Origin of the sequence: Flavobacterium sp. ACN6 (genome assembly GCF_002304005.1) — a bacterium.
Classification (GTDB): Bacteria; Bacteroidota; Bacteroidia; order Flavobacteriales; family Flavobacteriaceae; genus Flavobacterium.
In genome coordinates, this window is the sequence record NZ_MRCQ01000006.1 from 259,705 (window position 1) to 282,771 (window position 23,067).

Consider the following 23,067-nt stretch of genomic DNA (forward strand, 5'->3'; position numbering starts at 1 on the left):
AGCTTTAAAATTATATTAATGGACAATTTTAGTTCGCGCAAGAGCTATTAAATCTTATATTTGCAAAATTTTAAAGCCAAAAAATATCATTTTGGCAGAAACAGTAAATCATAATACATTAAATTACAAGGTTTAGTGTATAGTAATATAGAAACAAACAGATGAAAGCAGGAATTGTAGGATTACCAAATGTTGGAAAATCAACATTATTTAATTGTTTATCTAATGCAAAAGCGCAAAGTGCCAACTTTCCATTTTGTACAATCGAACCTAATATTGGTGTTGTAAACGTTCCAGATCCAAGAATCAACAAATTGGAAGAATTGGTAAAACCAGAACGCGTTCAAATGGCTACTGTAGATATTGTAGATATTGCAGGTTTAGTAAAAGGAGCAAGTAAAGGGGAAGGTCTTGGAAACCAGTTTTTAGGAAACATTAGAGAGTGTAATGCTATTATTCACGTTTTACGTTGTTTTGATAATGACAATATTGTTCACGTTGACGGAAATGTAAACCCAATTCGTGATAAAGAAACGATTGATATCGAGTTACAGCTAAAAGATTTAGAAACTGTTGAAAAACGTTTGGAAAAAGTAAATCGTGCTGCTAAAACGGGAAATAAAGAAGCGCAGACTGAAAAAGCGCTTTTAGATAGAATTAGAGAAGCATTATTGCAGGCGAAATCGGCTCGTACGATTACTCCTCAAGGTAATGATGAAGAAGTTTTAATGGAATCTTTTCAATTAATTACGGCAAAACCAGTTTTATATGTTTGTAATGTTGATGAAAATTCTGCAGTAAACGGAAATAAATATGTTGATCAAGTTCGTGAATTAGTAAAAGATGAAGATGCTGAAGTAATTATACTTTCAGTAGGAGCAGAGGCAGATATTACAGAATTAGAAAGCTACGAAGAGCGTCAGGTTTTCCTTGAAGATATGGGATTAACTGAGCCGGGAGCGTCTGTTTTAATTCGTGCTGCTTATAAATTATTAAAACAACAAACGTATTTTACCGCAGGTGTAAAAGAAGTTCGTGCGTGGACGATCAATATTGGAGCAACTGCGCCACAAGCGGCTGGAGTTATTCATACAGATTTCGAAAAAGGATTTATCCGTGCAGAAGTTATTTCATACGAAGATTACGTTCAATACGGTTCTGAGGCAAAAGCAAAAGAAGCAGGAAAATTTAAAGTAGAAGGAAAAGAATATGTTGTAAAAGATGGTGATGTAATGCATTTCCGTTTCAACGTTTAGTTTTTTCTCTGAGAAGATAGAAGAAAGAAACAAGATAATAGATTTAAACTGCTGGAGTAATTCAGCAGTTTTTTTTTATGTTAAAAAGGGGATTTCTTTAAATTTTCCAAGTATTTTTTGTTATTTCTCCTTTCAGTCGAAATGACAAAAAAACATGTGGTATTTGTAATAAGAAAAAAGTTTGGCTCAAAAATTGGTTACAGAAAAATAACCAATTACTAATCTAAAATCAACCAATTAAAATGCTGAAAAAAACTTTCAAATTTCTAGGCTGGACATTTTTCGGAATCTTCGGTTTTCTTGCTCTTTATGTAGTATCTGTTTTTTTGATTTCAAAAATCACTGTTAATTCAAACATCAATTTTGCAAAAGAGCAAAAGACGATTCCAATCTACATTCTTTCGAATGGCGTTCACACCGATATAGTCGTTCCTGTTAAAAATGAGATTAAAGACTGGCGAAATGAAATTCAATTCAGTCAAACCCAATCCAAAGATTCGCTAATGAATTTTATAGCTTTCGGCTGGGGCGACAAAGGCTTTTATCTTGATACGCCAGAATGGTCAGATTTAAAAGCCAGCACAGCTTTAAAGGCTGCGTTCGGAGTAAGTTCATCAGCGATGCATACTACATTCTTTAAACAATTAAAAGAAGGTGAGGATTGTAAGCTTATTTGGATTTCAAAAGAAAACTATCAAAAATTAGTCAATTATATTTCAGAAAGTTTCAGCGATTCCGTTCACCCACAATGGATTGAAGGTCACAGCTACGGAAAAAAAGATGCTTTTTATGAAGCAAAAGGTAGTTACAGTCTTTTTTATACCTGCAATACCTGGGCAAACAGCGCCTTAAAAGCGGCAAACCAAAAAGCAAGTTTATGGACAGTTTATGATAAAGGGATTTTTTGTCATTATAAATAATCTTGTTATGAAAAAGACAATTTTAATTATAGCGATAATTGTATTCAGTATTTCTTGTAAAAAAGCAGAAGCGAACGTAGAATGTGTACAAGGATGCGCAAGTTTTTATTTTGAAAATCCACAGCCTGAAAATGATTCTGAAATAGATCGTTTTCCAAATAAATTCAGAGGATTTTATGTAAGTAATGATTCGACTTATATTAGAATTGAAGAAGATAGAATTTTACGAGAATACTTTATAAAATTCACAATTCATAAGCTCACATTAGATTCATTAAAAGCTGCATGTGATATTGTTGACGGAAAATTAATATCAAAAGACACGAAGGATAAATATGATATGCTGTATAAAGGAGATTCGGTACAGTTAATTCAAAAACACATTGATACTTTATTTAGGTTTTCATTTTATGAAAAAGCAAAACGCATCGACGGACAATTAATTTTGAGTAGAAAAGATTCTATATTTTGGAATATTCAATTTGTTTCCATTGATAAAAATGTGTTGAAGTTTAAAGATCTGTATGATATCAAAGATTTAAAAAAGCTTGATTCTGTAACCAAAATAAAAGCAAAAAATCTCGATTCTGTTTCTTATCTGATAAAACCAGCAAGAAACGAGTTCAAAAAGATATTTAAAATTAAAGATTTAGGATACGATCGGGAATATAAAAAGGTTACAAAATAAACATGGAAAAAATATAAGATTCGGTTAAAAAACAAGAATTTAAGATTTTGATTTATGCGTAAATTTGAGACTATCTCAAAAAAACAGCAAATGAAAATCAAAAATATCTTCTCAAAAACATGGTTTCTATTAAAGAATACTTTCTTAGAATTCAACGAGGACAATGCGATTAAACTTAGTGCAGCATTATCTTATTATACGATATTTGCATTGCCTCCTTTGTTAATTATAATCATTACTATCTGCGGATTCTTTTTTGGAGAAGATGCGGTAACAGGTCAATTGTACGGACAAATAAACGGAATGGTTGGTAATAGTGCTGCGGGTCAAATTCAGGAAGCTATAAAAAATGTGCAATTGTCTGGAGATAATATGTTTGCAACCGTATTTGGAATCGTAATGCTTTTAATAGGAGCGTCGGGAGTTTTTGCCGAAATACAAAGTTCAATTAATTTTATTTGGGGATTGCGTGCCAAACCAGATAAAGGCGTTAAGAAATTTATCCAGAATCGTTTAATGTCTTTTTCAATGATTGCTTCTGTAGGTTTTTTAATGCTGGTGAGTCTTTTGGTTAATACTACTTTAGATTTAGTGAGCTCGCGCTTAAAAATATATTTTCCAGAGAGTACCGTTTATTTATTTTACATCGTCAATGTTGTAATTGTTCTGGCTAGTATTACCCTTCTTTTTGCCATAATTTTTAGAACGCTTCCAGACGGAAAAATTAGATGGAAAGATGCTTTTATAGGATCTGGCGTTACAGCCGTGCTTTTTATGATTGGTAAATTTGCAATCGGTTTTTATCTCGGAAGTTCTACTGTGGCCTCAGTTTACGGTGCTGCGGGATCTGTGATAATTATTTTGGTTTGGGTGTATTATTCGGCAATTATTCTGTATTTTGGAGCAGAATTTACTAAAGTATATGCAAAATCTTACGGAGGCAAAATTTATCCTAATGAATACTCAGTTGAGATTCAAAAGGAGATTTACGAAATCGATAATAATGAGCATAAACCATAGAAGTAATGTAAGATAATTTAATCTTATCAGAACGGAACGAATTTTGATAACGTAGTTTATGTTCTTATATAGCTTAAATGGTTAAAAAACCAATAAAATACCACAATATGAAAATAGTAGCCTTTGGAGGAAGTAACAGCCAGCATTCGATCAATAAACGTTTAGCGACTTACGCGTCAAGTTTATTCGAAAATGCAGCTGTTGAGGTTTTAGACTTAAATGATTTTGAAATGCCTTTATTTAGTGTTGATACTGAGAAAGAAATCGGTCAGCACGAACTAGCAAAAGCGTTTCTTGATAAATTAGGCAGTGCAGATGTATTGGTAGTTTCTTTGGCCGAAAATAATAACAATTATTCAACAGCTTTCAAAAATATATTCGACTGGAGTTCTAGAATTAATAAAGAAGTTTTTCAGAAAAAGCCAATGCTGTTAATGGCGACTTCGCCGGGAACAAGAGGAGGAGCGTCTGTTTTAGAGATTGCGCGCAATGCTTTACCAAGATATGGAGCCGAAATTAAAGCTTCGTTTTCGCTGCCAGCTTTTAATGCAAATTTTGATTTAGAGAAAAATCAAATTTCAAATGCTGAATTAGACAAAGAACTAAAAGATATTATTAAAGATTGTTTCTAAAATGAGAATACCCCAAACTGCTTTTATATTTCTTTTCCTGCATCTCTTTTTTATGAATTTTACTTTTGCTCAAAAGTTTAGCGAAGTAGATCAAATTGTTGCAAAATATCCTAAAAACTTTAGTACGACCGAAAAATTAGCGAATAAAATCGAGAAAGATTTTGACTCTGATTCCGAACGCGCACGTGCTGTGTTCAGCTGGATTGCACTCAATATAAAATACGATTACAATGCATTTTTAAATCCGCCTAAGATGCGAGGTTTCAGTTATTCTTCGGAAGCCGAAAAACAGCGAAAAATAAAACAGCTAAATGATGACCTGATTCAGAAAGCTTTTAATTCTAAAAAAGCAGTTTGTGAAGGTTTTACAGCTTTGTATCAGCATCTTGCTGGATTGGTAGGATTAAAATCAGAAATAGTTAGAGGGGATTCTAAAACTTCCTTACGAGATATCGGACGTAAAAATACTTCCTCTAACCATGCATGGAATATGGTTTTAATTGATAAAAAATGGCGTTTAATCGATGTTACTTGGGGGCAGGGGTATTATGACAGCAGTAAAGGCAGAATGGTTAATGATTTTGCACCCATTTATTTCGATACAGATCCTGAATATTTTTTTGCTAAACACTTTCCAGATTCAGGTTCCTTTTTGGGAAATAAATTAAGCAAGGAAGATTTCTTAAACGGACCATTAATTTACAATACAACAATCGAGAAAGATTATAAAATCAAAAGTCCAGATTCTGGAATCATTGAAATAAAAAGAGGCGATAAAATTGATTTTGAAATCAAAAATGTTTCAAAATCCAATCAGGTTTTTTATCTCAATAAAAAAAATCAGCCCGTTAAAGTTCAAAATCCAAAAGAGAAACGTGGCGGTTTAGAATTTCAAATTCTGGCAGATAATAATGTAGGAGAGTACATAACTATTTTTGTGGATACAAATAGTGTTGTCTCATTCAAAATAATTTAAAAATAGATTTAATTGCCGTATCTTAGCATGTAATGATCGAATTATAATGCTATGGAGACAACCTTTTTGAAATCTATTTTAGACAATGATTTCTACAAATTTACAATGCAGCATGCCGTAATAAAGCTTTTTCCAAAGGCGAAAGTTCGTTACGGATTTATAAACCGCGGCAAACATATCTTTCCAGCTGGTTTTGCAGCATTACTTAGAAATTCAGTAGACGCTTTGGCTGATCTTCGTTTAACAAAAGAAGAGAAAAATTATCTAGCACACTATTGTCCTTATCTTGATCCGACTTATTTAGATTTTCTGCAAGGGTATAGTTTTGATCCGTCCGAAGTATATATTAGTCAGGAAGGTTCAGAAATTAAAGTTATAGTGGAGGGATTTTGGTACAGAACCATTTTGTGGGAAGTGCCATTAATGGCCCTGATTTCGGAACTTTTTTATAAATCAAATCACTTAATTCGTTTAAATGATGAAGATGTAAAAAATCTGACCAAAGATAAAATTGATAATTACAATAAATTAGGAGTTTCTGTTTTAGAATTCGGTACAAGACGCCGTCATTCTTATGAGGTACACGAATTGGTAAATGAAACTTTGAAAACCTACGGCGGGGAAAGTTTTATAGGAACTAGTAATTTGCATTTTGCAATGGTTAATAACAGAAGACCTTTGGGTACGCATGCACATGAATGGTTTATGTTTCATGCGGCGCAGTACGGATTTAAAATGGCAAATTCCATAAGTTTAGAACACTGGACCCAAGTGTATGGCGGAGATCTCGGAATTGCCTTAACCGATACTTACACTACAGAAATCTTTTTCAATCAATTTGATAAAAAATATTCCAAACTTTTTGACGGCGTTCGACATGACAGCGGTGACCCAATTGAGTTTGCGAAAAAGGTAATTTCGCATTACGTAAAAATGGGAATCGATCCAAAATCAAAAGCCATTGTTTTTTCTGATTCGCTCAATTATGATAAAGTAAAAACGATAGTTGATTTTTGTCAGGATAAAATAAAAATGTCTTTCGGAATTGGTACAAATTTCACCAACGATGTAGGGCTTCCAGCAATGAATATGGTTATTAAATTAACCGATACAAAACCCGATAATCTGCATTGGCAGGGCGTTGTAAAACTTTCTGACGAAAAAAACAAAAATACAGGAACTCCAGAAATGATTGCTTTGGCAAAACAAGTACTCGCAATCAAATAGTATTTTTTGATGAAAAAGCAGTTTTTTTATAATTTTACCGCTCGTTTTATTTTAAAATCAATTTAAATAGAATTTAAACTGTTATTATTCATAACAAAAAAAAAATACGCTTTCATTTTTTACCGATAAATGGTACATTAGCCAAAAATCCAATTCACCTTATGCTAGAGCAAAATCAATATACCGAAGATAATATTCGATCACTCGATTGGAAAGAGCATATCCGTATGCGTCCAGGAATGTACATCGGAAAATTAGGAGACGGTTCTTCTCCTGATGATGGTATTTACATTCTATTAAAAGAGGTTTTAGACAACTGTATCGATGAGTTCGTAATGGGCTCTGGAAAAACTATTGAGGTAACTATTAAAGATAAAACGGTTTCGGTTCGTGATTACGGACGTGGAATTCCGTTAGGGAAAGTAGTCGATGTAGTTTCGAAAATGAATACGGGTGGAAAATACGATTCTAAAGCTTTCCAGAAGTCAGTTGGTTTGAATGGTGTCGGAACAAAAGCGGTAAATGCGCTTTCGAATTATTTCAGAGTAGAATCTGTTCGTGATGATAAACAAAAAGCAGCAGAGTTTTCTGCGGGAAATTTAGTTTCAGAAGAAGATGTAATTGATACTACAAAACGTAAAGGAACAAAAGTAACTTTTACGCCAGATGAAACAATTTTCAAAAATTATAAATTTCGTTTAGAATATGTTATTAAAATGGTCAAAAACTATTGTTACCTAAACAATGGTTTGACTATTCTTTTCAACGGCGAAAAATACCTTTCAGAAAACGGACTTCGTGATTTATTAGAAGAAACAATAAGCGAAGAAGATTTAGAATATCCAATTATCCACTTAAAAGAACATGATATCGAGGTTGCGTTAACGCACAGTAAAACGCAGTACAGCGAAGAATATCACTCTTTTGTCAACGGTCAAAATACAACGCAGGGAGGAACGCACTTAGCGGCCTATCGTGAAGCGGTTGTTAAAACGATTCGTGAGTTTTACAATAAGAATTTCGAAGCATCAGATGTTCGTAAATCGATTGTGAGTGCGATAAGTATTAAAGTTATGGAACCAGTTTTTGAGTCTCAGACCAAAACAAAATTAGGTTCTACAGATATGGGTTCTGATGACGGAACGCCAGCGGTTTCTGTTCGTACTTTTGTAAACGATTTTATTAAAACCAAGCTAGATAATTACCTGCACAAAAATCCAGCAACCGCTGAGGCTTTATTGCGTAAAATTTTGCAGGCAGAACGCGAGCGTAAAGAATTATCGGGAATTAGAAAACTGGCGACAGATCGTGCTAAAAAAGCCAATCTTCACAATAAAAAATTAAGAGACTGCAGAGCGCATCTTCCAGATACAAAAAACCCAAGAAACTTAGAAAGTACGCTTTTTATTACCGAGGGAGATTCGGCTTCTGGATCAATTACCAAGTCGCGTGACGTAAATACTCAGGCTGTTTTCAGTTTGCGTGGTAAGCCTTTGAATTCATACGGAATGACTAAAAAAATCGTGTATGAAAATGAGGAATTTAATTTACTGCAAGCCGCATTAGATATTGAAGACGGATTGGAAAAACTGCGTTACAACAATATCGTAATCGCAACCGATGCCGATGTCGACGGAATGCACATTCGTTTGCTTTTGATTACTTTCTTTTTGCAGTTTTTCCCTGAATTAATCAAAGAAGGGCATTTGTATATTTTGCAGACACCGCTTTTCAGGGTTAGGAACAAGAAAGAAACGATTTATTGTTATTCTGAAGAAGAAAGAAAAGATGCCATCGAAAAATTAAAACCAAAACCAGAAATCACCCGATTTAAAGGTTTGGGAGAGATTTCGCCAGATGAGTTCAAGAACTTTATTGGAGAAACTATTCGCCTTGATCCGGTTATGATGGATAAAAGCACTTCTATTGAGCAATTATTATCTTTCTACATGGGGAAAAACACACCGGATAGACAAGAGTTTATTATCAAGAATTTGAAAGTGGAGATTGATGAATTGGAGGAGGTTTAAGAATTTTTAGAACAATAAATAGTGTCAGACGGTCTTCAAAATAAAGTTATTTTCCAACAAGTTGCCGAGCTATTGCAAAATGCCCGACAACAGGTTTTACGTACCGTAAATTCAACCATGACAATTACTTATTTTGAAATAGGAAGAATAATTGTTGAAGAAGAACAAAATGGAAAAGATAGAGCTGAATATGGAAAACAGCTTTTACAAAGTCTTTCTCAGCAGTTGACAAAAGAGTTTGGTAAAGGATTTTCAGTTGATAATTTAAGTAATATGAGAAAGTTTTATTTGACTTTCTCAATTTCCGAGTCACTGACTCGGATTTTACAAATTCAAAAAGCGCACACAGGGTCAGCGGAATTCAAATCTCAAAAAAAACAGTCAGTGACTGCGGAATTTAATAAAGTAGATTATCAAACTTTGTCTTCCTTTTTTAAATTGACATTTACTCATTATGTCTTTTTAATGCGAATTGAAGATGAAAAAGAAAGACGTTTCTATAAAATTGAATCTGAAAAACATAATTGGAGTGTTCGGGAATTAAAACGTCAATATGATAAGGCACTTTATACACGATTGGCTTTAAGCAGAGATAAAGAAGGAATCTTAAAGCTTTCAGAGAAAGGCCAGATTATCGAGAAACCGAAAGACATTATTAAAGATCCTTATATTCTTGAATTTTTAGGATTACCAGAATTGCATCAATATTCAGAATCTCAGTTAGAAGAAGAAATCATTAGTAAACTAGAACATTTCTTATTAGAATTAGGTCATGGTTTTACTTTTGTAGCAAGACAGGAAAGAATTACTTTTGATGATAAACACTTTAGAATTGACTTAGTTTTTTACAATAGAATCTTACGATGTTTTGTTCTTATTGATTTGAAAATTGGCGAATTAAAACATCAGGATTTAGGTCAAATGCAAATGTATGTGAATTATTATGACAGAGAAATGCGTTTGGAAGATGAAAATAAAACTATCGGAATTGTACTTTGCCAAACTAAAAGCGAAGCCGTAGTAAAATATACTTTACCAGAAAACAACGAGCAAATATTTGCCAGTAAATATAAAACCGTTTTACCAAGCGTTGAAGCTTTAAAAGAACTGCTCGAAAACAAATAAAATTATAATTAGAGATAATTAAATGAAAGACGAAGAAGACGATAACATAATTCCAAACGACGACGAGAATAATTCAGATGAAAATCAATTTGATGAAAATCAAGATGATTCAGATGAAATTATAAATGTAGATGCAAAGAATTTCGAAGGACAGCATTTTTACGAAAATCAGGAAGAAGAAGGAGAGGACGTTATTACCAAAGTAACGGGCATGTACAAAGACTGGTTTTTGGATTATGCTTCGTATGTAATTCTGGAACGTGCAGTTCCTGCTATCGAGGACGGATTTAAACCGGTTCAGCGTCGTATTATGCACTCTTTAAAAGAGCTGGATGATGGTCGTTATAATAAAGTTGCCAATGTTGTTGGTCACACGATGCAGTATCACCCACACGGAGATGCGAGTATTGGAGATGCTATGGTGCAGATTGGCCAGAAAGATTTACTAATTGACTGTCAGGGAAACTGGGGAAATATTTTAACGGGTGACGGAGCTGCAGCTTCGCGTTATATTGAGGCGCGTTTATCTAAATTTGCTTTAGAGGTTTTGTATTCTCCAAAAATTACAGATTGGGGTGTTTCCTATGACGGTCGTCGTGCAGAACCAAACAACCTTCCAGTAAAATTTCCATTGCTTTTAGCGCAAGGGGCAGAAGGTATTGCAGTTGGACTTTCAACTAAAGTACTTCCTCATAATTTCAATGAATTAATTGATGCTTCGATCAAGATTTTAAAAGGAAAACCTTTCACATTATACCCTGATTTCATGACGCAAGGTATCGCCGATGTGTCGAATTATCATGACGGACTTCGCGGCGGACGTGTGCGTGTGCGTGCTAAAATTTCGCAATTAGATAAAAATACATTGGTGATTACGCAGATTCCGTTTTCTACCAATACATCAAGTTTAATTGACAGTATTTTGAAAGCCAATGATAAAGGTAAAATCAAAATCAAGAAAATTGAAGATAATACTGCGGCCGATGTTGAGATTTTAATTCATCTTTTCCCAGGTGTTTCTCCAGACAAAACAATTGATGCCTTGTTTGCTTTTACGGCTTGCGAAACTTCTGTTGCACCTTTAGGATGTGTTATTGAAGATAATAAACCGTTGTTTATTGGAGTTTCTGAAATGTTGAAAATTTCGACTCACAGAACAGTTGATTTACTTCGTCAGGAATTAGAAATTCAATTAGAAGAATTAAAAAATAAGTGGCATTTCTCTACTTTAGAAAAAATATTCATTCGTGAAGAAATGTATATTGATTTCAAATTGTATGGAGACAGAGAATCACTTTACAAATATTTATACGACCGTTTTGAGCCTTTCAAAAAATCATTCGTTAGAGAAATCAATGACGACGATTTACAGCGTTTGACTCAAATCCCGATGATTCGTATTACGCGTTTCGATTCTGATAAAGCCGATGATTTGATTGCAAGGTTAGAAGACGAAATGAAAGAAGTAGAGCATAATCTGGAGCACTTAACCGATTTTGCAATTGCTTATTTTACCAAATTAAAAGAGAAATACGGAAAAGGACGCGAACGCCAGACAGAGCTTCGTGTTTTTGATAACGTTGAGGCTACAAAAGTAGTTTTACGTAATACAAAACTTTTTGTAAATCGTGACGAAGGTTTCGTAGGAACGAGCTTAAAGAAAGACGAATACGTAGCTGATTGTTCTGACATTGACGATGTAATTGTGTTTTTACGCGATGGAACGATGATGATTACAAAAGTCGATTCTAAAACGTTTATTGGAAAAGATATTATACATGTGGCCGTTTTTGATAAGAGCGATAAACGCACGATTTATAATATGATGTATCGTGATGGTAAATCAGGACCTTCTTATATCAAACGTTTTAATGTTTCGGGAGTAACGCGTGATAAAGCTTACGATTTGACAAACGGAACAAATGGCTCGCAAGTGGTTTATTTTTCGCATAACCCCAATGGAGAAGCTGAGGTTGTTACGATTTTATTACGTCAAATAGGAACAATCAAAAAACTAAAATTCGATATTGATTTTGCTAAGCTGGCAATTAAAGGCCGTGCTTCTAAAGGTAATTTGGTAACCAAATACCCAATCAAGAAAATCGAATTAAAAGAAAAAGGAATTTCAACTTTGCTGCCAAGAAAAGTTTGGTTTGATGATACCGTAAAACGTTTGAATGTTGACGGAAGGGGAGAATTGCTAGGAGAGTTTAAACCAAGTGATAAAATCTTAGTAATAAGTCAGACTGGTAAATTGAAAGTAATTATTCCAGAATTATCAACTCATTTTGAGGAAGATATGATTGTTTTGGAAAAATGGAAGCCTAAAAAACCGATTTCCGCTATTTATTTTGATGGAGAAAAAGAGCGTTATTTCTTAAAACGTTTCCTTGTTGAAAATGAAGGGAAAGAAGAAAGCTTTATAACAGACCATCCAAATTCTCAATTAGAAATTGTATCGACAGATTATCGTCCGGTTGCACAATTGGTATTTGCGAAAGTAAAAGGTGTTCAAAAAGAAGATTTACATATTGATGTAGAAGACTTCATAGCCGTAAAAGGTTTTAAAGCTTTAGGAAATCAATTAACTACAGATAAATTAAAACAAGTTAATTTATTAGATCCATTGCCTTATGAAGAACCAGTTGAAGAAATTCCTGAGAAACCAGGATTATCAGATGATGATCCGGTAGAAACAGAATTAGATGACGACGGACAAATAGGACTCGTTTTAGATTAAAAAATATAAACGCTAAGAATAGATTTTCTTAGCGTTTTTTATTTTTGATTGAATCTAGTTTAATTTAGAACTTCTTTTTAGTCCATTTTACTTCATTATTTTCAATACTAACCGAAATAGTATCGCCATCTTTTACTTCACCTGAAATTATTTTTTTAGCTAATGGTCTTCTTAAATGGCTTCTAATAATACTTTTTATTGGTCTTGCCCCGTATTTAGCATTGTATCCATTTTCTGCAAGATAAACTTTAGATTCCATCGGAATATCGACTATAATATTGATATTTTTCAATAAATCAGTAAACTCTTTTTTAAGGTGAATCTCGAATATTTTTAGAGCATTTTCTTTACTGATAGGCGCAAAAGGTACAATTTCTGTCAAACGTCCTAAAAACTCAGGTCTAAAATAATTTGCCATAATCTCCATTAAGGAAGTTGAAGTTGGAATTTCTCCATTAGTGAAAGTGCTGACAATATGATCTGCTCCAATATTCGAGGTAAAAAGAATTATGGCATTTGAGAAGTCACCTTCTTTACCTAATCGGTCATGCAGTTTTCCTTCATCCATAATCTGCAGGAAAACATCAAAAACAGATGGATGTGCTTTTTCAATTTCATCAAATAAAACTATTGAATATGGTTTTTGGCGAATTTTATTTACTAGTAAGCCGCCAGACTCATACCCGACATACCCTGGAGGCGCTCCAGGACATAGATTCTGTTGTTGATCCTTTAAATAACCACTACGAAATAAAACAGTTTAAAGAAGGAGTTGTGGAAGAAGGAAATGCAGTTTTGAGAATGGGCGGCGTTTCTAGGTTTGACTCGAGAAGTGCCTCAGAATTACTGCAAAATATACTTGATTTATTAAAAGATGAAACCTCCTCATTCTCTGGTCTTGGAAAAGACTTTATGAACAGTGCATTAGCGCAGATTAACCAGCTTTTGGCTTCTGTAGAACAGCAGGCGAAAGAAAGCAGCTTCTTAAAAAATAATGATCCTTATGTAATGATTAAACCCAAATTCAATCAAAATACTGATAATACATTTAAGATAAACTATTGGTCAACATGTGCAGAAGAAGGCAATGATATAAAAGCTGGAACTGTTTTAGAATGCAAAGATTTATCTTTTATAAGTAAAGAAGCAACTCTAATGACCAATACAGTAGGAGGTTTAAACAAACAAAACAATAAAGACAGAATTCTGGCCTATAGAAATGCCTTGCTGACTCGTGGCAGAATTGTAACTTTTGCAGACATTAAAGCTTTTGGATTTAATCATTTTAAAAGTTCAATAACCGATATTAAAATTGAAAAGGGAACGCGAAAAGAAATTTCGGTAAAAGCTGGTTTTAGCCGTACTGTAGATATATTCATAAAAACAAATCAGGAAGAAAAACAACATTTATCAAATTCAGAATGGGAATATTTGTGTGACAGCTTTATGAAACATCTTAAAAATAGATCATCAAACGTATTTCCGTATCGATTAATTATAGACTAAGAAATAACAAACGCCAGAAAAAAAAATACTTTCTGGCGTTTTTGCAATTGGAAGTTATTACTGGTTTTTTATTGGTATTTTTTATCCGTAAGTGTTTTCATAAAAGCAACAAGATTTTGTTCTTCTTTCACTGTTAAGTTCAGTTTGTCAAAAGGTAAAGTCTGATTTTCTACTTCATAACCTAAACCTTGACCACCGCCTTTGTTATAGAAAGAAACCACTTCTTCTAGAGTTTTAAAAACCCCGTTGTGCATATAGGGCGCAGTAACTGCAGCATTTCTAACAGTTGGTGTTTTAAAAGCACCTACTAATTGCGGCATTTTATTGTATAAATAACGACCTTGATCTGGACTCAATGATTTTCCAGAAGCTTCATTTGGAGTTCCAATAACTTCATGTTCCGTTTTAGAATAACTTGGCGGAACCGTTCCGTTAAATAAAGGTGTAAAATGACAAGTAGCACATTTTGCTTTTCCCATAAAAAGATTCATTCCTTCAATTTCCTGATTGTTTAAGGCATTTTTATTTCCACGCATATAGTCATCAAATCTGGAATCAAAAGAATTTAAAGAGCGTACATAACTGGCAATAGCATTTTGAATCTGCCATGCTTCAGCTTTAGAGGTTTTAGGATAAGCCTTTTTAAATAGTTTTATATAATCCTGATCTAATAAAATTTTAGCATGAATATTTTCCATAGAACCATGCATTTCATCTTTATTCTGGATCACATCGACACTTTGTTTTTCTAAATCTAATTGACGCATATCCCAAAATTGTGCATTTTGCAGTGAAGCGTAAGTTAGAGTAGGAGTGTTTCGGGCTAAGTTAGAACCAGTTAACGAAACGTTTGTTTTTAAGCCGTCTGTAAAAGCTTTTTCTGGATTATGACAAGTCGCACAGCTGCGGTCATTGTTTTTAGAAAGGCTTTTGTCGTAAAACAATTTTTCTCCCAAAAGGGCTTTTTCTTTTGTATAATTATACTCTTCTGAAAGTACAAAAGCGTTTACATCAAAAGCATCTTGGTCGAATAAAGTTTCAATAGTTGGTTTTAGTGGACTGCTTTTTTTTACATTCTTAATATGCTCTTCTTTTTGAAAAGCTTTTAAGTTTTTCGAAATCGGATTCAGATATTCGGTGATAAAAACAGCACGGTTAAAAGCATTGAAATTGCTATTTTCTTGACAGTATTTTTGTGCTTTAGAAGTTAATTTTTTTAATACTTCTAATGATTTATTACTGGCATTGATTTTTTCAAGTGATGTTGGAATCACAACCAAACTTTGTCCAGTTTCTGGAATTGAAGACTGCAAAATAGGGCTGTCAAAGCCTGTAATTCCTAAAGCTATAACTCTAAATACATTTTGCTGAATTGCATCTAAAACATAATCATCGCTGATTGTAATAACTTCAAAAGTCCTTTTCAGCTGTTCAATATTCGACTTAAAAATATTTAGTTCCCGCATTAAATCTTCTTTGCTTTCTGGATTATATTGTGGATAAATCATTTCTTCCATCACCTGAAAACCGTGTGGTTCAAAAGATCTGTTTTCTTCTAATTCCATTTCGTCTAAAGCAGGACCATTCATAAATCGGGCTGTTTCTGGAATAAAATATTCAATTGCCCATTCGACTTTTTTATAAACCAAACGCGATTTTTTGAATTGTTCGACTATTTCTTTTTGGGAAGAATTATTGGTTACCAGTTTTTGAAAATCAACAATTTCGTTATTTAATTTCGTTAAATCAATCAATAAATCTTGTTTGATTGTTGCTTTTGAAGTATCACTTTCTTTGCATGAAAAAAACAAACAAATTGTTAAAAATAGAAATGTAAGGTATTTAAATTTCATAATAGTATTGTAATAGAAACAACCCTTATCGAAAAATAAGGGTTGCTTTATAGTTGGAACAAATTATTATCGTTGTACGTTTCTGATAATTACAGTTTGTCCGCCTTCTTTGTTAGTTTGAGTTCCAGAACCGTCAGCATTTTTAAATGCATCGCTCTGCCAAGTGTGAGGGTGAATATTTACGGTAAAAGTATCTGGAACACCAATGATATCAGATATATCTTCCATTGCACCAAATTCCCAGCTTCCAAATCTCATTTCACCAGATTGGTTGTATAAAGTATTCCAAGCAACATCAGTTCTTTTGTGGTTCATGTTTAACCACGCTTTATTTTGTTTTGAAGCAATATTGTACTGCCAGATGTAAGAGTCATGTTTAGCATCAGCATAATAACTATCACCATCTTCCTGAATGTATACGAAGTTTTCTGTTACACATAAGTTATCAGGATTAATGATTCCAGTTCCAGGAGTACTGTCGCCTTCAACAGCTAATTCTAAAGTTCCTTTAAGCGGATCTGCAGCATCCATTTTCAATTTATAAACTCTTCCCCACATCGTGTATCCATCAACTGGAGCATTATTAGTTGCCTGACCTGTTGCAGTAAAATAAACCTCTCTATTGTTGCTTGCGCTTCCTTTTCTGTAATCTACATCTTCAACTCTCGAAAAACGAATTGCTTTTAAATCATTTACAGTGGTATTGATTACCGCTCCAGTTAAGTTTTTAGCATTCGGAATTTCAACAAATTGAACAGGATATGAATTGTTTAATGTCATAGACGTTTCAACCTGATTTCCGTCTGTTCTTTTTAAAGCATATAATTTTCCGTTTGATAAATCGCCAACCGTACTCATGTACATAATTAATTGTCCAGCACTTACGTGAGAAGTTGCATACGATTGATCTTCTCCAATAAGGATAACCGTTTTTCCTGGATAAGCTTCTTTTGGAAGCGGCACAGCGTTTTCCATACTTGCTTTTCCTAAAGCGGGTAAAACTCTGTCAGTTCTGCCTTTATCTGAAGATAATCCTAACGGATTAATTCCGTGAACCATACTTTCCTGACCGCTTTCTCCAGCAGTTAAAAAGATTGGACCAAATCCGTGAATTTCTGGTGTAGCCAAAGTTGCTGAACACAAACGAGTTAAGCCTCCAACACCATCAACTAAATAATCTCCTTTTACAGGTTTGAAAGTTTTGTCTAAATAAACTCTAGAAACCGATTGAAGAATTTCGTGATTCGTAATCATGATATATCCGTCTCCATTTGGGTCTTTCATTAATCCGGCACCATCTGGCTGTGCACCATAAACGAATGTAGGAGATTCTGGAAGTACGTCTGAACTTGCAATTAAAGTGCTGATTTTTAGGTTTTCGAATCCAGTCATTGGATAAACAAAAGCAGGTACTTTTGAATGTGAAGTAAAATCGATGCTGGTATTTACATCGTTAGAAGATTTTTTGTCATCATCCTGACAACTGATTGCAGAAAAACCCGCAAGTCCAAGCAAGGTAATAGATTTTAAAAAGTTAGCTTTCATAATTGTTTTTTTGTTTTTTTTGATCAGAACAAAGCTATCTCACAAAAACAAAATATAGGTTAAGGCTATTTTTTCTTATTGCTAATTTTTATAAGTCTTATATTATTAAATCGTAAAAAATAGGATTTGAATGTAAATTTAAGACTCCTAAAAAAATCTTAAATTCATTTAAAAAGCTGATTTAAGTTAACCGCCTTTTTCTCTCTCAGTTTTTTTACAATTTTAAGAAAAGCAATGGCAGTAATATATGCGTCTCCCAAAGCAGTGTGACGGTCTTTTTTAGAAATATCAAATTTATCGGCAAGATCGTCTAAAGTATAATGATCTTTACGTTCAAATAAATGCGATTGAATTAAAGTCTTTTTATACAAGTATGCGGTATCTAACGTTTTATTAGTCAAATGCGGAAGCCCATTTCTTTCCAAGGCTTTGTTAATCATCGTAACATCAAAAATGGTGTGATGTGCAATGATAATTGAATCTCCCAAAAAATCTAAAAACTGCTGTAAAGCTTCTAATTCAGTTGGACGTCTAACTAGTAAATCCCTTAAAATACCATGAATCTGAGCGGTCGATTTATCATAATGATCCTGTTCAAGATAAATCTCAAAACTGTCTTGAACAGAAATAATTCCATTTTGAAGCACCAACGCACCAATGCATAACATTCGGTCATTTTCATAGTCAAAACCAGTTGTTTCAGTATCTAAAACAACAAAGCGAGTTTCTTCAATGGTGATATTTTCATCAAAGAGATTGTTTTCTTCTTTCTTCCAAAAATTAAATAAACTCATTGCTATACCAGATTTGAAATATTAAAACGTACCGAAATAAGTTCCTGAAGTTCTTTTATGGTTTTAAAAGTACGTTTCAGTTTAATTTTTTCCATTTTAGTTAAAGATTCCAATTCGATAAATTGGCCAGAATCATGATGCAATAATCCTTGTTTAGTTCTAAATTTCAACAAAGCTTTAAACGAATACGAACATGACAAATACAATTCGCTATTATTTGGTTCTAATTCAGCCAATTTTTCAAAACGTTCGGCTGTATTGCTGATTGATTTTACAGAATGAGATAAAATTAAAACACGTGCGGCATCTGTCAATGGCATTAAAGCTCGTCTCTTAATATCAAAATTATCTTTGTTTGCACCGTCTTGTTCAACCAAAAATTGTCTAAAGAAACCAGTAGGCGAAGGGCTTTGCAAAGCACCACTTACCAAATGCATATAAAAAATAGGATTGGCTTTTACATTTTCAAAAATAGAATCAGACAATTGATTTACAATTTCGGCATCGCCGTACGTCATGCTGTAATCAAAGAAAATAAACGATAACAAAACTTCATTTTTACCAGGATTGGTGATCCAATGGTGGACTTGACTTTTCCATTCATCCAGACTCATACACCATTTCGGGTTTGACGCCATCATTTCTGCAGGGCAGTAATCGTAGCCAATTTCAAAAAGACCTTTATTAACAAGACTGGCAAATTTTTGGAAATAGATTTTAGTTTCATCCCTAAAAACTTCATTTACATTTTCGTACACAATGGCATTATCCTGATCGGTATGCAGCATTTGTTCGCCGCGACCCTGACTTCCCAGTGCCAGCCAGGCAAATTTTACCGGCGGCGGACTGCTCATTTTTTCGATACAAATTTCGATTACACGAGTGGTACAAGCCTCATTAAGTTCGGTTATGATTTTGGTAATCAAAGTCATTGGAATATTTTGATCCAGATAACCTTGAAGTAATTGCATTATTTGGTTGCGGATAGGTTTTATTTCCTTAATTTTTTTGGTACGTTTCAACGCTTTGATCAAAACCGCTGGATTATTTCCAAGCGCCACCATAACGTCATGTTTCGATAAAATACCGACCGCTTTGGTATTGACTGTACCATCTTTCGTTAAACACAAATGACTGATATTGCTCTTCATCATTGCCATCTGCGCCTCTGTAACCGTCATTTTTTTGGAATACGTAATAACTGGTTTTGTCATTATCGTTTCGGCAGTCGTTGTTATCGGAAAATCTCCCGTAACAATTTTATTTCGAAGATCCTTATCAGTTAAAATACCAATTGGAAGCATTTCGTCCACAATCAAAATTGCACCAACTTTCTTTTTCCCCATGATTTTAGCAATATCCTTTACCGTAGTTGACGGACTGCAGGTTACAATTTTTTTGGAATATTTAATTGGCGCTAAATCAAAAGAATGATTGCTTGAATTTAGATTTTCATTGAGCAGATCATCACCATATAATTTGTCTTTATGAATATCAGAGTACGGATTTCGTGTGTTGGAAGCGTAACTTTCAATCAAAAAATTACCGACATTTCTATTCTCAAGCGCATAAGGTTTGAAAACCGCAATTGGAATGGCGTATAAAATACTTTCTTCATGAGCCACAGCTTCCATAATATAATTTTCCTGTGCCAAAAGCGGGCGAAGGCCAAAAATATCACCTTCATCACACATATCTAAAACTGTATTTTTAGTACTTTTTTTCAAAGCAACTGCACCTTTATGAACCACATAAAAAGAATCATGTGTTTTGTCATTTTCAGCAAAAATTACAGCATCTTTATCTTTATAAATAATAGAAATCTGTTCAGAGAGTTTTTCTAAGTCTTTCTGGTGTAAAAAATTAAACGGCGGATAACTTTTTAAAAAGTCGGCAACTCTTTGCGAAATGGTATTTTTCATTGGGTTAGATTAGAGTTCTAAAAATACTATTTTAAATAGAAATGTAAAAGAAACACGTTTTTATTTTTTTATTAAGGAGCAAAGGTACAAAGACGCAGAGGGACAGAGGTTTTGCATTTTGTGCGCCATAAAAAAAGTCCCGAAACGGAACTTTAATATATTAGTCAACTTTGTAAACCTTGCCTCGTTGTTTTTCTTCAGAACCAACCATTCCGAATTCAAAAGTGTACGAATCTTTAGAAGTGTTCAAAATCTTCATACTGATCGCTTTTTCCTCTGCCATATTTTTCGGATGTTTTTTTTGCAGTACATATTCACAGTCACTTACCCAGCGTATTGTCGCAGTATCAGTTTTCCCGTCAAAAGTTTCGATTTCGATATCGTCTTTACGTTCAAAATAAGTTGTTTTTTTTACGCCGTTAACTTCAAACTCAAATTTGAATTTTCCAGTTTTGAAATCTTTACAATTGTGTTCTGTATTATAGCACGAAACCAAAGCCAGAAAAGGAAATAAGAATATAAATTTTTTCATTTAAATAAGTTGTTTTGTTAGAAGCTAATCCTGCTGTCCGCTCTATCTTTTGTGCTGAACCCCAGCACAAAAGGATGCCGCTTCCATCAGGGCTAGTGATATACTTTGTGTCATCGTGAGCGCAGTCGATGGGTTATTTCAATCTCTTTAATTCATCATCCGTAAAGTTCTTAATTTCTTTTTCTTTGGCAAACTTTTCAGCATTGTAATTTCCCGATTTATTTTTCGGAATCGATAAACTTTCCCATTCACTGTTTTTCAATTGTTTGGCGTAAAAAACAATTTGCCCCACATGATACGGATAATGCGCCAATTGACGGTTTATTGCCTCTATAACAGTATGGCCTTCATTTCGAATATAAATAATGTCTGAAAGCTGTTCTGGCTTTAAGCCTTCCAAAGCATTTTCGAGACAATTCCAGCCTTTGTTCCAAACTTCCAGAACTTCTTCTTTTGACTGTAAATCATTCTCAAATTCAGCATCGCGGTTTCGCCGGTCTTTTTCTCCATCAGAAGTTAAAAAGTCAGTCCAGCGCGAAAGCATATTGCCAGAAATGTGTTTTACAATTGTGGCAATACTGTTTGTATCTTCATTTACCGCTGCAAAAAGTTGTTCTGGCTGTAATTGATCGATAGATTTTTGTCCAAGCATTTTATAATATAAAAATTGCTTTTTGACACTTTCTAAATAATGCTGATCAGATTTCATGATTATAAAGTTATGTTGTTATACCGCTCCGAAGGAGCTCTTACTTAACAAAAATCAATTTTCTATAAATATAAGCGCTCTTATAGCGCTTGAATTTTTTTAAATCTAATGTAAACTCCATTAGGAGAACATCTTTATAGAAAAAAAAATTGAATTAGTTTTTAAGCCTCATAGAGGCGATATCATTAGAAGTATAATTATCATACAATCTTAATATCATATTTATCCAATAATCCTATAATTCCATCATTAGAAAATTGCGCTTTTCGCATCGGATTAAATTCAGGATCAATTTTATAATTATAGGCTGTTCTAAAATCGACTGAAGCCAGCTGCGTTTCGTTAAAAATGGCGCCATCAAGATTACAATTATCAAAAACTGAACTCGTTAAATTGGTTCCTATAAAAGTTACTTCACGCACAGAAGAATTGATGAATTTTGTTTTTGGCATTTTTTTATTCGAAAATAAAGCATAATCCAAAGTACATTCTTCAAAATAAACTTGGAACAAAAAGTCATCACATTCGTTAAAAGCGATTCCGAGAAGTTTACAGTTTTTAAAAGTGACATTTTTTAAACTCGTTCCGGCTAAACTGGTCATAGAAAGATTGCAGTCAATAAATTCGCAGTCTAAAAAGGTATTATACGCAAAGTTGCTGTTTGAAAAATCACAATTTTTAAAAACACAATCTTCAAACTCTCGATTGTTTATTTTTTTGTCGATGTAAACAACTTTTTCGAATGTTTTCTGAATGTGAATTAAACTTTCCATGAATGTTTTTTTGATTTTCGAGCATTATGACGTACCCGCAGAATATAAATTGAATCGATAGTTATTTGGTAAGAAATGCTATATTCATAAACAGAATAAACCCTAAAGTTACCATCATTATTGACTTTTTGTTTGTCAATCTTGTAAATTTCGGGCTGTGTTTTAAGAATTTCAGTACTGTCAAAAATGGTATTAACTACTTTATCAGCAATTGTAATTGATTTACTTTCAAAGAAAATATAAAAGTGAATATCTTCTAAATGGCACAAAGCATCCTTTGACCAAATTATTTTCTTCCCCATTTTTTCGCAATTTCTTTAGCTTCATCTTCAGTATAAAAATCACCTTTTTTGATACTATCTAAGGCATTTTCAATATCCAAATTATAAGCTGTATCGGAGTCAATTGCGGTATTATTTATTGATTGTAAAAGATGTTTTAGTTTTTCAACAAAAGAGGGGTCTTTTACCTTATCAATTTCTTGATGAATCCAGTTTATTTCTGCTTGTATATCCATAATAAAGAATTTTAGTAAAGATACAAATTAGTCATTAAATAAACCTTTCATAATGATTTTCAATCCTAAAAAGATCAAAAACATAGAGCACAAACAAGCCACAATTCCAATTCCCAGAACAAGATAGTGCCAATCGGTATGCTGATTCATAAAAGCATTATAAATCAACGATGGCCCCAAAAACATCAAAGGCAGAGCGCCTGTTAGATATTTTACTCCTTTTCTCAGTAATTCTTTATTTGTAGACATTATTTTTATAATTTTTTGTTTCAGGTTGTTGGACTTACATTTAACCGCAAAGT

General features: G+C 33.4%; 20 protein-coding genes and 1 pseudogene. 10 read left to right on the plus strand and 11 right to left on the minus strand.

Annotated features, from left to right (window positions below; all coding sequences use genetic code 11):
* Nucleotides 1-161 precede the first annotated feature (161 nt).
* From ychF to BSF42_RS11635, 10 genes are all read left to right on the plus strand, one after another.
* Nucleotides 162-1,256: a redox-regulated ATPase YchF gene (gene ychF / locus BSF42_RS11590; RefSeq protein ID WP_053473683.1), complete on the plus strand. Its 1,095-nt coding sequence runs from the start codon at nucleotides 162-164 to the stop codon at nucleotides 1,254-1,256.
* A gap of 242 nt (nucleotides 1,257-1,498) precedes the next feature.
* Nucleotides 1,499-2,176 (plus strand): TIGR02117 family protein, encoded by a 678-nt coding sequence (locus BSF42_RS11595; protein ID WP_095953250.1) that lies wholly within the window; start codon nucleotides 1,499-1,501, stop codon nucleotides 2,174-2,176.
* Nucleotides 2,177-2,183: 7 nt separating this feature from the next.
* Nucleotides 2,184-2,864: a hypothetical protein gene (locus tag BSF42_RS11600; protein WP_141248451.1), complete on the plus strand. Its 681-nt coding sequence runs from the start codon at nucleotides 2,184-2,186 to the stop codon at nucleotides 2,862-2,864.
* A 90-nt stretch (nucleotides 2,865-2,954) separates the two neighbouring features.
* The gene (locus BSF42_RS11605) at nucleotides 2,955-3,884 is read left to right on the plus strand and encodes a YihY/virulence factor BrkB family protein (RefSeq protein WP_095953334.1); all 930 of its coding nucleotides are present in this window, start codon (nucleotides 2,955-2,957) and stop codon (nucleotides 3,882-3,884) included.
* A 107-nt stretch (nucleotides 3,885-3,991) separates the two neighbouring features.
* A complete protein-coding gene (locus tag BSF42_RS11610) occupies nucleotides 3,992-4,516 on the plus strand; it encodes an NADPH-dependent FMN reductase (protein ID WP_095953335.1) in 525 nt (174 codons plus the stop codon).
* A gap of 52 nt (nucleotides 4,517-4,568) precedes the next feature.
* Entirely contained in the window at nucleotides 4,569-5,492 is a 924-nt protein-coding gene (locus tag BSF42_RS11615) for a transglutaminase domain-containing protein (RefSeq protein WP_253251033.1), read from the plus strand.
* A 51-nt stretch (nucleotides 5,493-5,543) separates the two neighbouring features.
* Nucleotides 5,544-6,719 (plus strand): nicotinate phosphoribosyltransferase, encoded by a 1,176-nt coding sequence (pncB, locus tag BSF42_RS11620; RefSeq protein ID WP_095953253.1) that lies wholly within the window; start codon nucleotides 5,544-5,546, stop codon nucleotides 6,717-6,719.
* A gap of 161 nt (nucleotides 6,720-6,880) precedes the next feature.
* Nucleotides 6,881-8,749: a DNA topoisomerase IV subunit B gene (locus BSF42_RS11625; RefSeq protein WP_095953254.1), complete on the plus strand. Its 1,869-nt coding sequence runs from the start codon at nucleotides 6,881-6,883 to the stop codon at nucleotides 8,747-8,749.
* A 21-nt stretch (nucleotides 8,750-8,770) separates the two neighbouring features.
* A complete protein-coding gene (locus BSF42_RS11630) occupies nucleotides 8,771-9,874 on the plus strand; it encodes a YhcG family protein (RefSeq protein WP_095953255.1) in 1,104 nt (367 codons plus the stop codon).
* Nucleotides 9,875-9,896: 22 nt separating this feature from the next.
* Complete coding sequence (locus tag BSF42_RS11635) at nucleotides 9,897-12,614, plus strand: DNA gyrase/topoisomerase IV subunit A (protein WP_095953256.1); 2,718 nt, start codon at nucleotides 9,897-9,899, stop codon at nucleotides 12,612-12,614.
* 64 nt (nucleotides 12,615-12,678) lie between these two features.
* Here the strand turns inward: BSF42_RS11635 and BSF42_RS11640 are convergent.
* The 11 genes and pseudogenes from BSF42_RS11640 to BSF42_RS11695 all read right to left on the minus strand — a co-directional run.
* Nucleotides 12,679-13,329 (minus strand): annotated as a pseudogene (locus BSF42_RS11640) (AAA family ATPase); the annotation flags it as partial.
* A gap of 859 nt (nucleotides 13,330-14,188) precedes the next feature.
* Nucleotides 14,189-15,973 carry a cytochrome-c peroxidase gene (locus BSF42_RS11650; RefSeq protein WP_095953257.1) on the minus strand — a complete coding sequence of 595 codons (1,785 nt, stop codon included), beginning with the start codon at nucleotides 15,971-15,973 and terminating at the stop codon, nucleotides 14,189-14,191.
* A 66-nt stretch (nucleotides 15,974-16,039) separates the two neighbouring features.
* Nucleotides 16,040-17,518, minus strand: a complete 1,479-nt coding sequence (locus BSF42_RS11655; RefSeq protein ID WP_095953258.1) for a hypothetical protein — start codon at nucleotides 17,516-17,518, stop codon at nucleotides 16,040-16,042.
* A 164-nt stretch (nucleotides 17,519-17,682) separates the two neighbouring features.
* Nucleotides 17,683-18,312 carry a PolC-type DNA polymerase III gene (locus BSF42_RS11660; RefSeq protein WP_095953259.1) on the minus strand — a complete coding sequence of 210 codons (630 nt, stop codon included), beginning with the start codon at nucleotides 18,310-18,312 and terminating at the stop codon, nucleotides 17,683-17,685.
* A gap of 2 nt (nucleotides 18,313-18,314) precedes the next feature.
* Nucleotides 18,315-20,234 carry a DUF294 nucleotidyltransferase-like domain-containing protein gene (locus tag BSF42_RS11665; protein ID WP_095953260.1) on the minus strand — a complete coding sequence of 640 codons (1,920 nt, stop codon included), beginning with the start codon at nucleotides 20,232-20,234 and terminating at the stop codon, nucleotides 18,315-18,317.
* A gap of 160 nt (nucleotides 20,235-20,394) precedes the next feature.
* Entirely contained in the window at nucleotides 20,395-20,766 is a 372-nt protein-coding gene (locus BSF42_RS11670) for a DNA topoisomerase IV (RefSeq protein WP_095953261.1), read from the minus strand.
* Nucleotides 20,767-20,899: 133 nt separating this feature from the next.
* Nucleotides 20,900-21,475 carry a DUF1572 family protein gene (locus BSF42_RS11675; RefSeq protein WP_095953262.1) on the minus strand — a complete coding sequence of 192 codons (576 nt, stop codon included), beginning with the start codon at nucleotides 21,473-21,475 and terminating at the stop codon, nucleotides 20,900-20,902.
* Nucleotides 21,476-21,675: 200 nt separating this feature from the next.
* Nucleotides 21,676-22,248: a pentapeptide repeat-containing protein gene (locus BSF42_RS11680; protein WP_095953263.1), complete on the minus strand. Its 573-nt coding sequence runs from the start codon at nucleotides 22,246-22,248 to the stop codon at nucleotides 21,676-21,678.
* Nucleotides 22,236-22,550 (minus strand): type II toxin-antitoxin system RelE/ParE family toxin, encoded by a 315-nt coding sequence (locus BSF42_RS11685; protein ID WP_095953264.1) that lies wholly within the window; start codon nucleotides 22,548-22,550, stop codon nucleotides 22,236-22,238. Before BSF42_RS11685 ends, BSF42_RS11680 begins: the two co-directional genes overlap by 13 nt.
* A complete protein-coding gene (locus tag BSF42_RS11690) occupies nucleotides 22,535-22,765 on the minus strand; it encodes a hypothetical protein (protein ID WP_095953265.1) in 231 nt (76 codons plus the stop codon). Before BSF42_RS11690 ends, BSF42_RS11685 begins: the two co-directional genes overlap by 16 nt.
* A 27-nt stretch (nucleotides 22,766-22,792) precedes the next feature.
* Nucleotides 22,793-23,014, minus strand: a complete 222-nt coding sequence (locus tag BSF42_RS11695; RefSeq protein WP_095953266.1) for a DUF6095 family protein — start codon at nucleotides 23,012-23,014, stop codon at nucleotides 22,793-22,795.
* Nucleotides 23,015-23,067: the final 53 nt, after the last annotated feature.